Here is a 13,824-nt window from a genome sequence, read left to right as displayed (position 1 = left end):
GGGAGATGAAGGTCCTGTGAGGCATATCGAGTGAGGAGTTGAGACCGGACATGAGCGCGATTCTCGTCGGCGTGGATGGGTCGGATGCGTCGAATGCGGCTGTGCGATGGGCGGCCACGGCCGCGACCATCGAGAACGTCGACCTGAAACTGGTCGGCGTGTACGACATCAGCACCAGCAACTACGCGCCGGGACTGATCATCCCGCAGGATGTCGTCGATGCGATCAAGCAGGATGCGACCGACGCCGTCCATGCGGCCGCCGAACTCGCCAAGGAGGCAGCGCCCGGGGTGTCGGTGCAGACGACCCTCGTCGAGGGTGACGCCGCCCGTGCCCTGCTCGAACTCGGAAAGGACGCGGGCACGATCGTCCTCGGCACGCGCGGCCTCGGGTCGATCAAGGGGTTGTTCCTCGGTTCGGTCAGTACGAGCGTGGCCGCCCACTTCCACGGTCGTGTCGTGGTCGTCGCGGGCGCCGGCGGAGACGGTGCGGTCGTCGTCGGCGTCGACGACTCGCCGGTCAGTGATGCGGCGGTCGCCGAGGCTTTCCGCCAGGCATCGCTGCGCAACGCCACACTGGTGGCCGTGCACACCTGGACCCCGCTCGACGTCGACGCGCTGCACGGATACGGCATCGATCCCGACGAGATCGCCCGGATGTCGCAGGACGCGGTCGAGGCGGTCGCGGAGCGTCTCGCCGGCTACACGGCCGACTATCCCGACGTCGTCGTCGAGCGTGTGGTGATCCCCGAGGAGCCGGCGAAGGCAGTGCTCGACGCCGCGGACGATGGCGCCCAGCTGATCGTCGTCGGCAGTCGTGGACGCGGGGGATTCAAGGGTCTCCTGCTCGGCTCCACGAGCCAGAAGATCCTGCATCAGGCGGACCGCCCGGTGATGGTCGTCCGGAGCTGACCTTCGTGACGCTCGCACGCTCGATCCTCAGGGTCCAGTGACTTCAAGTTCACTTGAGGTCACCTAGCATGGTCGTGTGACGCTCAGGAAGCTCGAACTCTCGGTGGGGGAGCTGGCCCAGCGTGCCGGTATCGCGCCGTCGGCGGTGCGGTTCTACGAGGACCAGGGGCTGATCTTCAGTCGCCGCACCTCGGGCAACCAGCGTCGGTATCACCGCGCGATGCTGCGGCGCGTCGCGTTCATCCGCGCGTCGCAGGCCGCGGGGATCCCGCTGGCCGTCATCGCCGATGTCCTCTCCGAACTCGGACACAGCGAGTCGCCGCCGAAGTCGCTGTGGGAGTCCGCGTCCAAGCGCTGGATCGACGACATCAACAACCGGATCGCCCTGCTGGAGAACATGCGCGACATGATCGGCTCCTGCGTGGGATGCGGGTGTCTGTCGCTCGGTGAATGCCATCTGCTCAATCCCGGTGACGAGATGAACAAACTCGGTCCAGGGCCGCGACGGCTGATGCGGGACTGAGCCCGGTCGAGCCGGTCGATAGCATCGGTCCATGGCCCGACCCACCCGTGTTGCGCTCGCCCTCGGCAGCGGCGGGGCACGTGGCTACGCCCACATCGGGGTGATCGCGGAGCTCGCCGATCGCGGATTCGAGGTCGTCACCGTCGCCGGGTCGTCGATGGGTGCCCTCGTCGGCGGCCTGCATTGCGCGGGCAAACTCGACGAGTATGTCGAGTGGACCAGCGGACTGACGCAGCTCGACGTGGTGCGTCTGATGGACGTCTCGCTGTCGAAACCCGGTGTCATCGGCGCCGAGCGCATCCTGACCCGCGTGCGGGAGATCTTGGGGGACACCCGGATCGAGGATCTCGACACCCCGTTCACGGCGGTCGCGACCGACCTGAACGCCGGACGCGCGGTCTGGTTCCAGCGTGGCGGGCTCGTCGATGCGATCCGTGCGTCGATCGCGATCCCCGGCGTGATCAGCCCGCACGAACTCGACGGGCGTCTTCTCGGTGACGGCGGCATCCTGGATCCGCTCCCGGTCGCGCCGACATCGGCGGTGACCAGTGATGTGACCATCGGTGTCGTGCTCGGCACCGACGGCGGCCCCGAGCAAGGGGTGACCCGTGAACCGAAGGCCAAAGGGCTGCTCCGGCGCAACGTGGCCCCGATCCTCGACAGCGAGTTCGTGCGGTCTGTGCGGGATCGCTTCGGGCTCGAACTGGCCGGAACCGACCAACCACAGCCGGCCGGTGGCGACAGCCTTCGGATGGGTCGAATCGAGGTGCTCAGCCGGTCGCTCGACATCATGCAGGAGGCGCTCACGCGCTATCAGGTGGCCGGATATCCGCCGGACATCCTCATCCGCGTGCCGCGCCGCTCGGTGCGGACCCTGGACTTCCACAAGGCGTCGGAGATGATCGCCCTCGGACGTTCGCTCACCGCCGACGCCCTCGACGACTTGCCCGAGCCGGGCCAATGAGATCTCACGCTCTGAGGATGCACCCTGTGAGGATGCACCCTGTGAGGATTCACGCCACGAGGTTCCACTTCGCGTGCATCGAGGCCGCGGGAGTCGTGACGCGGTGAGACAGATTCCCCGCGGGATCTGGGTGCTGCTGGCCGCCAACGTCGTCATCGCACTCGGCTACGGCCTCATCGCGCCCGCGCTGCCCGCCTTCGCCCGCAGCTTCGATGTGAGCTTCACCGCGGCCTCCGCGGTGGTGTCGGCGTTCGCGGTGATGCGGTTGCTCTTCGCGCCGGCGACCGGCCGGCTCGTCACCGTGTTCGGTGAACGGCGGATCTACCTCATCGGTCTGCTCATCGTCGCCGGCAGCACCTTCGCCTGCGCCTTCGCGCAGGGATACTGGCAACTGCTGCTGTTCCGTGCTGCCGGTGGTGTCGGCTCGACGATGTTCACCGTGTCCGCGATGGCACTGCTGATCCGTATGTCGCCCGGCGACATCCGTGGCCGTGTGTCCGGGTACTTCTCCGCCGGCTTCCTGATCGGCAGCATCTCCGGTCCGCTGATCGGTAGTGCCTTGGTCCAGTACGGGCTGCGGATGCCGTTCGTCGTCTATTCGATCGCCCTCGTCATCGCCTCGATCGTGGTCGCCACGCAACTGCGCGATCACGGGGGACGTCCCGATCCGAGCCAGGCTGTCACGGTCGGTGTGCTGGACTTCCGGGCCGCTCTGCGCGACAGCACCTACCGCGCGATCCTGTCGTCGAACTTCGTGCAGGGCTGGTCCTCGATGGGCGTGCGGGTCGCGGTCGTACCGCTGTTCATCACCGACGGCCTCGACGAGGGGGCCGCGATGTCGGGGGTGGCGCTGGCCGTCTTCGCCGTCGGTAACGTCGCCGCGATCGTCGTCGCGGGACGTCTGTCGGACACCTTCGGCCGACGGCCGGTGATGCTGCCCGGTCTCGCCGTCGCGGCAGTCGCCACCGGGGCCCTTGGTTTCGCGCCGAATCTCGCGCTGGCGCTGGCGCTCTGCCTTGCCGCGGGAATCGGTTCGGGACTGTTCGCCCCGACCCATCAGGCGGCCCTGGCCGACGTCCTGGGCAATCGGCGGCAGGGTGGCTCGGCTCTCGCCGCCTACGGGATGTCGTCGGACCTCGGCGCGGTCAGCGGACCGATCGTCGTCGGATTCGTCGCCGACAAAGCAGGTTTCGGACCTGCCTTCGTGCTCACCGGCGCGGTGACCGCGGTCGCGTTCGTCCTGTGGCTGCTCGCGGCGGAGACCGCACCGGCCGTCGTCGGTGCCGGACCGCATCTCACCGAGGTGGAGCGCGACACGGACGGCTGACGTCTCTCGGTCAGCCGGTCAGATGGCCGCCGACGAATTAACGTGGTCCCATGAGCAGCGCGGCAGCCGACTACACGCTGGGGTCGACGTCCGAGGTGGGCAGACTGCGTGCGGTGATGCTGCACCGGCCGGGCGACGAGTTGCGCCGCCTGACCCCTCGTAACAACGATCAGTTGCTGTTCGACGGATTGCCGTGGGTGGCCCGCGCGCAGGAGGAGCACGACGAGTTCGCCGAGGTGCTCCGCTCGCGCGGGGTCGACGTGTTCCTGCTCGGAGACCTGCTGACCCAGACGATCCAGCACAGTGGGGCCGCTCGCATCCAGGGCATCGCCGCGGCCGTCAGCTCACGTCGGCTGGGCACCCATCTCGCCGACGACCTCGCAAGTCACCTCCGCGGGCTGCCCGCGCCCGAACTCGCCCACGTGCTGACTGCAGGGATGACATTCGACGAACTCCCGGTGACGCCCGCGGCCGCCACCCAGTCGCTCGTCCGACGCATGCACCACGGCCCCGAGTTCGCCATCGAGCCGCTCCCGAATCTGCTGTTCACCCGCGACAGCTCGTTCTGGATCGGGCCACGCTTCGCGATCACCTCGCTCGCGCTGCCGGCTCGGGTCCGGGAGACGTCGCTGACCGATCTCATCTACGCCCATCACCCGCGATTCATCGGCGCGCGGCGCGCCTACGAGTCGCAGGTGGCGCCGGTCGAGGGGGGCGACGTGCTGCTGCTCGCTCCCGGGGTCGTCGCGGTGGGGGTGGGGGAGCGAACCACTCCGGCCGGCGCGGAAGCGTTGGCGCGCAGCCTCTTCGACGACGGCCTCGCGCACACGGTGCTGGCCGTGCCGATCGAGCAGGCACGGGCGTTCATGCATCTGGACACGGTGTGCACGATGGTCGACGTCGACGCCGTGGTCATGTATCCGAACATCGCCGAGTCCATGTCGGCGTTCACGTTGCGCCACACCGGAGCGAGCGTCGAGATCACCGGTTCACGACCGTTCGTGGAGGCGGCGGCGGAGGCGATGGAGATCGAGAAACTCCGGGTCATCGACACCGGGCTCGACCCGATCACCGCCGAGCGTGAGCAGTGGGACGACGGCAACAACACCCTGGCGCTGTCGCCCGGCGTGGTCGTCTCCTACAACCGCAACGTCGAGACGAACCAGCGGCTGCGGGACTCGGGGATCGAGGTCCTCGAGATCGAGGGCCGCGAACTCGGATCGGGCCGCGGCGGTCCACGCTGCATGTCGTGCCCGCTTGCCCGGGACGAACTGTGAGCGGCGGACTCTCGGTGGAGCCCGTCGATCTGGCCGCGCTGTTGCGGATCGACGCAGACGGTGCCGCGCCACCGTTCGAGCAGGTGCGCGCGGGCGTCATCGAGCTGATCGGTCGCGGTGACCTCATGGTCGGCGCACGCATCCCGACCGTCCGCAGACTGGCCGCCGACCTCGACCTCGCCGCGAACACCGTGGCGCGCAGTTACCGCGAACTCGAGGCTGCGGGCATCATCGAGACCCGCGGGCGGCATGGATCGTTCGTGAAGGCGGGCGCCGACACGACCCGGGACACGGCGCAGCGGTTGACGCTCGAGCACGTGAAAGCCCTGCGTGAACTGGGTATCGACGACGCCACGATCGTCACAATGGTGGCACAGGCCACACGCTCGAGTTGAGACTTGTACCAACCTTTGATTGTGTGAACTGGTGACAACAGAACAGAAAACGGACATGACGTCGCGCGCCGGCGCCATCAGTACTGGGCGCAGCACGCGACGGAAACCGACCATCGATCCCTGGGTGTTCGGGATCACTGCTCTCATCGTCATCGGCTTCCTGATCTGGGGCATCGCCGACAAGGACAGTCTGAAGAGCTCCGGCGACAACGCTCTCGCCTGGATCACCGACAACCTCGGGTGGTTGTTCATTCTGTCGGCAACCGGATTCGTGGTCTTCGCGATCTTCCTCGCAGTGAGCAAGTACGGTCGCATCCCGCTCGGTCAGGACGGTGAGAAACCCGAGTTCCGCACCGTCAGCTGGATCGCGATGATGTTCAGCGCCGGCATGGGCATCGGTCTGATGTTCTTCGGTGCGTACGAGCCGCTCTATCATTTCGTCAACGCGCCGCCCGAGATGGCCGCCGAGGACGTCCGCGCCGCGATGGCGACGACCATGTTCCACTGGGGATTCCACCCGTGGGCGATGTACGCGGTGGTGGGCTTGGCGATCGCCTACAGCACCTATCGGATGGGCCGCGGTCAGTTGATGAGCGCGGTCTTCGAGCCGCTGCTCGGCAGTCGGTCGAAGGGGCCCATCGGCAAGATCATCGACATCCTCGCGATCTTCGCGACGCTGTTCGGCACGGTCGCGTCGCTGGGACTCGGTGCGCTGCAGATCGGTTCGGGCCTGGTGAAGGTCGAATGGGTGAACGAGCCGTCGACGATGCTGCTGGTCGCGATCATTGCGATCTTGACGGCCTGCTTCGTCGCCTCGGCGGTCTCCGGCATCGCCCGCGGTATCCAATGGCTCTCGAACATCAACATGGTGCTGGCGCTGATCCTCGCCGTGTTCGTGTTCGTCGTCGGTCCGACGGTGTTCATCATGAACCTGCTCCCGACGACCCTCGGTGCCTATCTCAACGATCTGCCGTTCCTGTCCGCCCGGTCGGGCGCCACCGTCGACGTCGACGGTCAGTCCTGGCTCGCGTCGTGGACGATCTTCTACTGGGCGTGGTGGGTGTCGTGGACACCGTTCGTCGGGCTGTTCCTCGCCAAGATCAGCCGCGGACGCACCATCCGCGAGTTCGTCATCGGCGTGATGGTCGTGCCGACGACGGTGTCGCTGGTCTGGTTCTGTGTGTTCGGTGGCACCGCGATCCGCCAGCAGACCGACGGCGCCAGCCTCCCGCTGGACAACAGCGAGGACACCCTGTTCGACGTGCTCGCGAACATGCCGTGGACCGCGATCGCGTCCGCGCTCGTCATGTTGCTGGTGGCGATCTTCTTCGTCTCCGGTGCGGATTCGGCGTCGATCGTGATGGGATCGCTGTCGCAACGCGGTACGCACGATCCGTCGCGGTGGGTCACGATCTTCTGGGGTGTGCTCACGGGTACGGTGGCCGCACTGCTGCTCGCGATCAGCGGTGACGACGCCCTGAGTGGTCTGCAGCAGATGGCCATCATCGCGGCACTGCCGTTCGTCGTCGTCATGATCGCGATGTGCTTCTCTCTCTATCGCGATCTCCGACGCGACCCGCTGATCGTCGCGCGACTCGAACTGCGCGATCAGGTCGACGAGCACATCCGTCAGCAGGCCAACGAGATCGGGACCGGCGAATTCGTCGCCGTCGAGGTGGCGCGCGACGGCTCGGCCGCCGACGACGCCCCGGCCGACGAGGTGTTGTCGGAGTCGCCGCTCGCCCAGGTCGTCAGCCCCAGCTCGGCAACCAGATCTGCTGATGCCACTGAGCCGGGGAGATCGGACTCGCGGTGAGGATCGGCCACAACCAGATGAAGTTGACCACCACCAGGCTGATGTAGATCGCCACCACCAGGATCGCGAGGGTACGTCGTTCCGGACGTGCCCTCGCGGTTCTGACCCCGACACGCAGCAGATCACCGCAGCACAGCGCAAGTCCCATCACGAGGAACGGCGCCATCACCGTCGCGTAGAAGAAGTACATCTGTCGGTCCAGGTCGGCGAACCAGGGGAGCAGTCCGGCCGCGTAGCCGGTGACGACGGCGGCATAGCGCCAATCGCGACGCACCAGCCACGACCACAGGCCCCACGCCAGCATCGGCAACGCCAGCCACCACAGCGCCGGAGACCCGATCAACATCTGCGCGCGGATGCACTCTCCGCCGCCGCACTGATCCGGTCCGTTCTCGATCGCGTAGAGCATGGGTCGCAGACTCATCGGCCACGTCCACGGCTTGGACTCCCATGGATGGTGATTGCCGGCCGAATTCGTCAGACCGGCATGGAATTCCAGAATCCCGGCCTCGTAAAACCACAGAGATCGCCAGGCGCCCGGCAGCCACGCGAACGGCCCGCCGACGCCGATCTGATTGCCCACCTCGTACCGATACACGGCGGTCTCATTGGTGAACCACGGCACGAACGTCGCGAAGTAGATGAGGACCGGCATCACCGCCAGACCGGCGCCGGACGGTAGCAGGTCGCGGCGCAGGACCCCCATCCAGGGCCGCCGGACGTGGTAGGCCTTGCGCGCGGCGACGTCGAAGCCGAGTGCGAGCACGACGAAGAAGATGACGAAGTAGATGCCGGACCACTTGGTGCCACAGCCCAATCCGAGCATGACTCCGGCAGTGAACCGATACCAGCGGAAGCCGAGTCGCGGTCCGAACGGGCTGTCGGCGATGCGCCCCTCGAGGTGGACCCGGTGCATGCGTGCCCGAACCTGATCGCGGTCGGCGATGAGGGCGGCGAAGGCGGCGACCACGAACAGCGCCTGGAAGATGTCGAGCATGCCCATCCGCGACTGCACGAACAGCACGCCGTCGCAGATGGCGAAGACCCCGGCGATGGCGCCGATCAGCGTCGATCGTGTCATCCGGCGCACGCAGCAGTAGATCATCACGACGATCGCCACCCCGGCGAGCGCCGGGGTGATCCGCCAGCCGACCGGGCCGTAGCCGAAGACGGCCTCACCGGCAGCCAGCAGCCACTTGCCCACCGGTGGATGCACGACCAGACCGTAGGCGGGGTTGTCCTCGATCCAGTTGCCACCCGTCAGCACCTGCCAGCCCTGTGGCACATAGTGCTTCTCGTCGAAGACCGGCGTCCCCTGGTCGGTCGGGCGTGCCAGACCCCACAGCCGGGTGATCAGCGCGACCCCGGCGATCACCAGTCCGACGACGAGTCCGCGCAACCGGTCGGGGGCGCCGAAGACGGCGGCGGGCACGGAACGGTGGGGGGTGGTGCCGAGGTCCTCGGCGAGGCCGCGATCGCCGTCGACGGAGAGACCGCGCTCCCCGTCGAGTCGACGATCGAGGAGGGCGGGGTTGGTCACCCGTCCGATCGTAGTGGCCCCTCGTAAGCTGATCGGTGATGAACTCCCCGGAACCGGTCGACGAGACGACCGCCGACCTCACCGACCACTCCGTCGACCAACCGTCCGTCGACCAACCGTCCGTCGACCGACCGTCCGCCAACCGGGACGAGCCCCCCGCGCGCGCCGGCGGCCGTCTGGTCCTGGCCGCGACCCCGATGGGCCAGGTAGGCGACGCATCGCCTCGATTGCGGGCGGCGCTGGAGTCCGCCGACGTCGTCGCCGCGGAGGACACGCGGCGCGCACGATCGTTGGCCACCGGCTTGGGCGTGACCATCGGCGGAAGCCTGGTCAGCTACTACGACCATGTGGAGGCGTCGCGGACGCCGGGTCTCCTGGAGTCGATCGCCGGCGGGTCGACGGTCCTGCTGATCACCGACGCCGGGATGCCGTCGGTCAGCGACCCCGGCTTCAAGCTGGTCGCGGCGTGCGCCGACGCCGGACTCCGGGTGACCTGTCTGCCCGGTCCGTCGGCGGTCACGACGGCGCTGGCGGTGTCGGCGTTGCCGTCCGAACGGTTCTGCTTCGACGGTTTCGCCCCGCGCCGGTCGGGGGCGCGACGCGACTGGCTGGCCGGTCTGGTCGATCAGCCCCGCACGACCGTGTTCTTCGAATCGCCGCATCGCCTGGCCGACACCCTCGCCGACGCCGTCGAGGTCCTCGGTGCCGATCGGCGCGCGGCGGTGTGCCGGGAACTCACCAAGACCTACGAGGAGATCCGGCGCGGGACACTGGCCGAACTCGCGCAGTGGGCGGCCGACGGGGTGCGCGGCGAGATCACCGTCGTCGTCGCGGGTGGCAGCCCTCGTGTCCGCGACATGGCCGATCTCGTCGACGACGCCGAACAGCTCGTCGCGGGTGGCATGCGACTGAAGGATGCGTGCGCACACGTCACGCGGGGCGGCGGTGCTTCCCGCCGAGAGGTGTATCAAGCAGTGCTTGATAGTCGAGAGGGCGATCAGCAGGACTAGAGCCGTCCTTCGCGATGCGGAGCGTCACACCGGGGGCGAGGCGATAGGGACGACTGGCCAGCAGTGCCCCGACAGCGCGTCGTAACCGCGACATCTCGGCGCGGACCGTGACCACGTGGCCGGTGTCGCCGAAGATGAGGCGGCTCAACCGGGCCGAGGTCAGACCCGATTCGGATGCCTCGGCCAGCAGCAGAAGGATCTGCGCGTGGCGACGGGTCAGGACGGTGCGCCACTCCTCGCCGCCGCCGACCACGCTCAGTGAGGGTTCGCCACGCAGGTCCAACTCGGCGATGATCGGGTTGGCAGGCCCGACGCGGCGCAACAGCCACCCGGAGCCGACGGGGATCGCGACGCAGGTGCCGATCCCCGGGACGAACTGATGGGCGCCCTCGGTCGGTGTGGCGACGGCGTCCGGCGCGGTGCAGCCACGGCTGTCGGCCACCCACCCGTCGCGGTCGACGAGTAGCGCCGGACCGCGGATTCCGGCGAGTCGGGCGTGGGCCGCACGTCGCAGTTCGATGAGCGAACGCGAATGGGCGGCGGCGATCTCGTGTTCGCCGAGCGCGGCCATGCTCGCGGCGAACGCCGTCGACGACGGCTGCAGAGCCTCGACTGGGCCGGCGAGCCCGACGATGCCTGCCATCGAACCCGTGCGTGGGTCGTGGATCGGTGCCGCTGCGCAGTAGAGCGTGTGCAGCGCGTGGTTGAAGTGCTCAGCACCGGCGACCCGCGTGGGCCGGTGATCGGTCATCACCAGACTCACCGCGGTGGTCGCGGTGGATGCCTCGTCCCATCGGCTGCCCTCGACGAGTTCGAGGTTGTCGGCGGCATCGAGCCAGCGGGACGTACCACCGCGCCACAGCAGGACGCCGTCGGCGTCGAAGACACCCATCATGAGATCGGAGTCGTCGGTCGTCTCGCTGAACACCTGCTGCAGTCGGCGCGCACCCTCGCCGAGCGCGTTGTCGCGCCGACGATCGGTCACCTCGGCGGGTGCGAGATGACGGGGGGCGTGTCGGTCCGCGCGGAACCCGGCGTCCATGGCCCGTTGCCAGGAGGCGATGAGATCACCCCTGGTGGTCGGTGCGGGTAGATCGACCGTCATCTCAGCTGGGGAGTGGTCTCCCCGACCGTCGAGCGCCCGCGAATCATCCGTACTCGGCAGTATGGATCGACGCATAGTGCGATGTTACCCCAGTGTTGTGACCGGCACGGTTCGTGGATTCGGCAAATGGGTCAAGTGGCTCACATCAGGCGTCGAGCGTTTGATCTACCACGATAAACGCACCGGCCACGACTCGCCCGACGCCTCATCGGACGCGACTCACGCCGGATCGCGCGCTCAGGCCGACGATGCTGGCCGCCTTGTCGAGGCATTCCTGCCACTCCCTCAGCGGATCCGAGTCGAGCGTGATGCCGCCGCCGACTCCGAGCGTGGCGCTCCCGTCCGGGGTCAGCGCAACCGTCCGGATGGCCACGTTGAGGTCGAGGCCGCGCCCGGGGCCGGCCATCCCGACGGCGCCGCAATACACGCCGCGCGCATGCTCCTCCCATCCCGCGAGGAGTTCCGCGGCCCGCTGCTTCGGTGTGCCGGTGACCGATGCCGGGGGAAAGGTCGCGCGTAGCAGTTCATTCGTGCCGACGGCGGGGTCGACGATGGCCTCGACCCGTGAGACGAGGTGCCAGACGCCGGGTGCGGGCACCACCGACAAGAGGTCGGCGACCCGCACCGTCCCGGTCACCGCGATTCGTCCGAGATCGTTGCGCACCAGGTCGACGATCATCACGTTCTCGGCGATGTCCTTCGACGACGCCGACAGCGACTCCGGTGCGGCATCGGCGCCGACGGTGCCCTTGATCGGCGCCGACGACACCAGATTTCCGGTGCGGCGCAGGAACGACTCGGGCGAGAAACTCGCCACGGTTCCCCAATCGCCATGCAGGTAAGCTGCTTTCGCTGGTCGCGTGGTGGAGGTGACCGAACTGAAGAACTCCGCCGCGTCGCCGGTGATCTCTCCGGTGAACCGGGTGCACACGCACGCCTGGTACACCTCGCCTGCGCGGATGGCCTCGAGGCATTCCCCGATCGCGGCCAGATGTGGTTGCCGTTCGGGGGCCGCCCAGGTCGCCGACCACGCGTTCTCGGCGGCAGTGGGAGTCGAGAGGGCGTCGGTGACCCATGGGGCACAGGGGGTTCCGTCGACGCTGTGGTGGTGCCATCGGCCGTCACGCAGGACGAGTACCTCTGCGGTCAGCCCGCCGACGGCGGTGGGGAGTGCGGATTCGGTGGCGCGCACGGGGAATCCGAGATAGCCGAACCAGAACCGGTCGGGATCGTCGGGCGGCGGGAAACCCGGTCGTAGCCTGATCGACGGTGCGATCACGGCGTCGGCATCCCACCAGTCACCGATCAGTGCGGCCGGGGGCGGCAGCCCGGCCGCCCTGGTGTACGTGTGCAGTGCACGCAGGACGTCGAGCGCCGGCGCGGTCACGCCTCGTGGCGGGGGAAGACCGGCGACGGCTTGGGCAGGCCGGTCCCGGGCGTGAGCCGGTCGTCGACAGCGGTGAACGTCCGGTGGTCGGCGTCGACGGCGAGCAGGTCGAGCAGTCGGTTCGACGACTCCGGCATGATCGGCTGCGACAGCAGCGCCACCACGCGCACCACCTCGGCGCAGACGTACAGCACGGTCGCAGTCCGGTCGAGGTCGGTCTTGGCGAGCTTCCACGGCTCCTGCGACGAGATGTAGCGGTTGGTGTCGGCGAGCACCGACCACAGTGTCTCGATGCCGAGGTGGATGGCCTGTACCTCGAAGTGCTCACGGACCCGCGGCAGCAGACGCGCGGCCTTGTCGAGAAGCGCGATGTCGTCGGCGGTCAGGTCGCCGGGGGCCGGCACCGCGCCATCGAAGTACTTGCCGATCATCGACAGGGTGCGCTGGGCGAGATTGCCGAACTCGTTGGCGAGGTCGGCGTTGATCCGCCCGATGATGGCGTCCGTCGAGTACGACCCGTCCTGGCCGTAGGAGACCTCGCGCAGGAAGAAGTAGCGGACCGGGTCGAGGCCGAACTCGTCGATCAGGTTGTCCGGGTCGACGACGTTGCCGACGGACTTGCTCATCTTCTCGCCCTTGTTGAACAGGAAGCCATGTGCGAACACACGTTTCGGCAGTTCGATCCCCGCGCTCATCAGGAATGCCGGCCAGTACACGCAGTGGAACCGGATGATGTCCTTGCCGATGATGTGCAGGTCCGCCGGCCAGTAGCGGCCGAATGTCTCTGCGTCGTCGGGGAATCCGACGCCGGTGAGATAGTTCGTCAGGGCGTCGACCCACACGTACATGACGTGGTCGGGATGCCCGGGCACGGGCACGCCCCAGTCGAAAGTCGTCCGCGAGATCGAGAGGTCGGTGAGCCCGCCTTTGACGAAACTGACGACCTCGTTGCGACGGACATCGGGACGCACGAACTCGGGATGGGTCTCGTAGAGCTCGAGGAGCTTGTCCTGATAGGCAGACAGGCGGAAGAAGTAGGTCTGCTCCTCGGTCCAGGTGAGGACGTGGCCGGTGTCGGCGGCGATGCGATTGCCGGCGTCGTCGACCGCGGTGTCGCCCTCGGCGTAGAACGTCTCGTCGCGGACGTCGTACCAGCCGGAATAGGCGTCGAGATAGATGTCCCCGGCGTCGAACATCCGCTGCCAGATCGCCTCGGACGCCACCTTGTGGTCGGCGTCGCTGGTGCGGATGAACCTGTCGAAGCTCGACCCCAGCCGCTCCTGCAGCTTCTGGAACCGATCGGAGTTGCGGTTGGCCAGGTCGGCGGTCGGGATGCCCTCGGCCTCGGCCGTCTGCTGCATCTTCTGACCGTGCACGTCGGTACCCGTCAGGAAGCGGACGTCGAAGCCGTCGAGGCGCTTGAACCGGGCCAGGGCGTCGGCCGAGATGTACTCGTAGGCGTGGCCGATGTGCGGTGCGCCGTTCGGATAGGCGATCGCCGTGGTGATGTAGTACGGCTCACCCGCACCGTGCGAGGAGCTGATCTGGTCAGAGGTCATGGTGCTGCCA

12 protein-coding genes are annotated in these 13,824 nt (G+C 67.9%); 8 read left to right on the top strand and 4 right to left on the bottom strand.

Going from position 1 to position 13,824, the window contains the following annotated elements:
• Positions 1-50 precede the first annotated feature (50 nt).
• From QSJ19_RS09285 to QSJ19_RS09255, 7 genes are all read left to right on the top strand, one after another.
• On the top strand, positions 51-911 hold the full coding sequence (locus QSJ19_RS09285) for a universal stress protein (RefSeq protein ID WP_286319852.1): 861 nt from the start codon (positions 51-53) through the stop codon (positions 909-911).
• Positions 912-987: 76 nt separating this feature from the next.
• A complete protein-coding gene (soxR, locus tag QSJ19_RS09280; RefSeq protein ID WP_286319851.1) occupies positions 988-1,434 on the top strand; it encodes a redox-sensitive transcriptional activator SoxR in 447 nt (148 codons plus the stop codon).
• Between the two features lie 31 nt (positions 1,435-1,465).
• Positions 1,466-2,398: a patatin-like phospholipase family protein gene (locus QSJ19_RS09275; protein WP_286319849.1), complete on the top strand. Its 933-nt coding sequence runs from the start codon at positions 1,466-1,468 to the stop codon at positions 2,396-2,398.
• Between the two features lie 103 nt (positions 2,399-2,501).
• The gene (locus QSJ19_RS09270) at positions 2,502-3,725 is read left to right on the top strand and encodes an MFS transporter (protein ID WP_286319848.1); all 1,224 of its coding nucleotides are present in this window, start codon (positions 2,502-2,504) and stop codon (positions 3,723-3,725) included.
• Positions 3,726-3,775: 50 nt separating this feature from the next.
• Entirely contained in the window at positions 3,776-5,002 is a 1,227-nt protein-coding gene (locus tag QSJ19_RS09265; RefSeq protein ID WP_286319847.1) for an arginine deiminase, read from the top strand.
• On the top strand, positions 4,999-5,397 hold the full coding sequence (locus tag QSJ19_RS09260; protein ID WP_286319846.1) for a GntR family transcriptional regulator: 399 nt from the start codon (positions 4,999-5,001) through the stop codon (positions 5,395-5,397). Before QSJ19_RS09265 ends, QSJ19_RS09260 begins: the two co-directional genes overlap by 4 nt.
• Before the next feature lie 55 nt (positions 5,398-5,452).
• Positions 5,453-7,213: a BCCT family transporter gene (locus QSJ19_RS09255; RefSeq protein ID WP_286319845.1), complete on the top strand. Its 1,761-nt coding sequence runs from the start codon at positions 5,453-5,455 to the stop codon at positions 7,211-7,213.
• On the opposite strand, the gene QSJ19_RS09250 is transcribed toward QSJ19_RS09255, so the two are convergent.
• Entirely contained in the window at positions 7,149-8,753 is a 1,605-nt protein-coding gene (locus QSJ19_RS09250) for a dolichyl-phosphate-mannose--protein mannosyltransferase (RefSeq protein WP_286319843.1), read from the bottom strand. The two genes, QSJ19_RS09255 and QSJ19_RS09250, sit on opposite strands and share 65 nt — an antisense overlap.
• A gap of 38 nt (positions 8,754-8,791) precedes the next feature.
• On the opposite strand from QSJ19_RS09250, the gene rsmI reads away from it, so the two are divergent.
• Positions 8,792-9,763, top strand: coding sequence for a 16S rRNA (cytidine(1402)-2'-O)-methyltransferase (gene rsmI, locus QSJ19_RS09245; RefSeq protein ID WP_286319841.1), 972 nt, complete (start codon positions 8,792-8,794; stop codon positions 9,761-9,763).
• Here the strand turns inward: rsmI and QSJ19_RS09240 are convergent.
• The 3 genes from QSJ19_RS09240 to metG all read right to left on the bottom strand — a co-directional run bounded on the left by QSJ19_RS09240 (position 9,684) and on the right by metG (position 13,814).
• Positions 9,684-10,868 carry a helix-turn-helix domain-containing protein gene (locus QSJ19_RS09240; protein ID WP_286319839.1) on the bottom strand — a complete coding sequence of 395 codons (1,185 nt, stop codon included), beginning with the start codon at positions 10,866-10,868 and terminating at the stop codon, positions 9,684-9,686. The genes rsmI and QSJ19_RS09240 overlap by 80 nt on opposite strands.
• Positions 10,869-11,073: 205 nt before the next feature.
• Positions 11,074-12,255 (bottom strand): aminodeoxychorismate synthase component I, encoded by a 1,182-nt coding sequence (locus tag QSJ19_RS09235; RefSeq protein ID WP_286319837.1) that lies wholly within the window; start codon positions 12,253-12,255, stop codon positions 11,074-11,076.
• Entirely contained in the window at positions 12,252-13,814 is a 1,563-nt protein-coding gene (metG, locus tag QSJ19_RS09230) for a methionine--tRNA ligase (protein WP_286319835.1), read from the bottom strand. The genes QSJ19_RS09235 and metG overlap by 4 nt, the downstream gene beginning before the upstream one ends.
• Positions 13,815-13,824 lie beyond the last annotated feature (10 nt).

The sequence above is a fragment of the Gordonia sp. ABSL11-1 genome, from assembly GCF_030315685.1.
Classification (GTDB): domain Bacteria; phylum Actinomycetota; class Actinomycetes; order Mycobacteriales; family Mycobacteriaceae; genus Gordonia.
Note: the sequence above shows the minus strand (reverse complement) of the source record. Positions and strands in the feature narration are given on the sequence as shown.

What these genes read in the sequence shown, in the direction of transcription:
- QSJ19_RS09240 (WP_286319839.1), bottom strand. Translation starts at nt 10,868, where the DNA reads ATGACGGTCGATCTACCCGCACCGACCACCAGGGGTGATCTCATCGCC.
- rsmI (WP_286319841.1), top strand. Translation starts at nt 8,792, where the DNA reads ATGAACTCCCCGGAACCGGTCGACGAGACGACCGCCGACCTCACCGAC.
- metG (WP_286319835.1), bottom strand. Translation starts at nt 13,814, where the DNA reads ATGACCTCTGACCAGATCAGCTCCTCGCACGGTGCGGGTGAGCCGTAC.
- QSJ19_RS09285 (WP_286319852.1), top strand. Translation starts at nt 51, where the DNA reads ATGAGCGCGATTCTCGTCGGCGTGGATGGGTCGGATGCGTCGAATGCG.
- QSJ19_RS09255 (WP_286319845.1), top strand. Translation starts at nt 5,453, where the DNA reads ATGACGTCGCGCGCCGGCGCCATCAGTACTGGGCGCAGCACGCGACGG.
- QSJ19_RS09275 (WP_286319849.1), top strand. Translation starts at nt 1,466, where the DNA reads ATGGCCCGACCCACCCGTGTTGCGCTCGCCCTCGGCAGCGGCGGGGCA.
- QSJ19_RS09265 (WP_286319847.1), top strand. Translation starts at nt 3,776, where the DNA reads ATGAGCAGCGCGGCAGCCGACTACACGCTGGGGTCGACGTCCGAGGTG.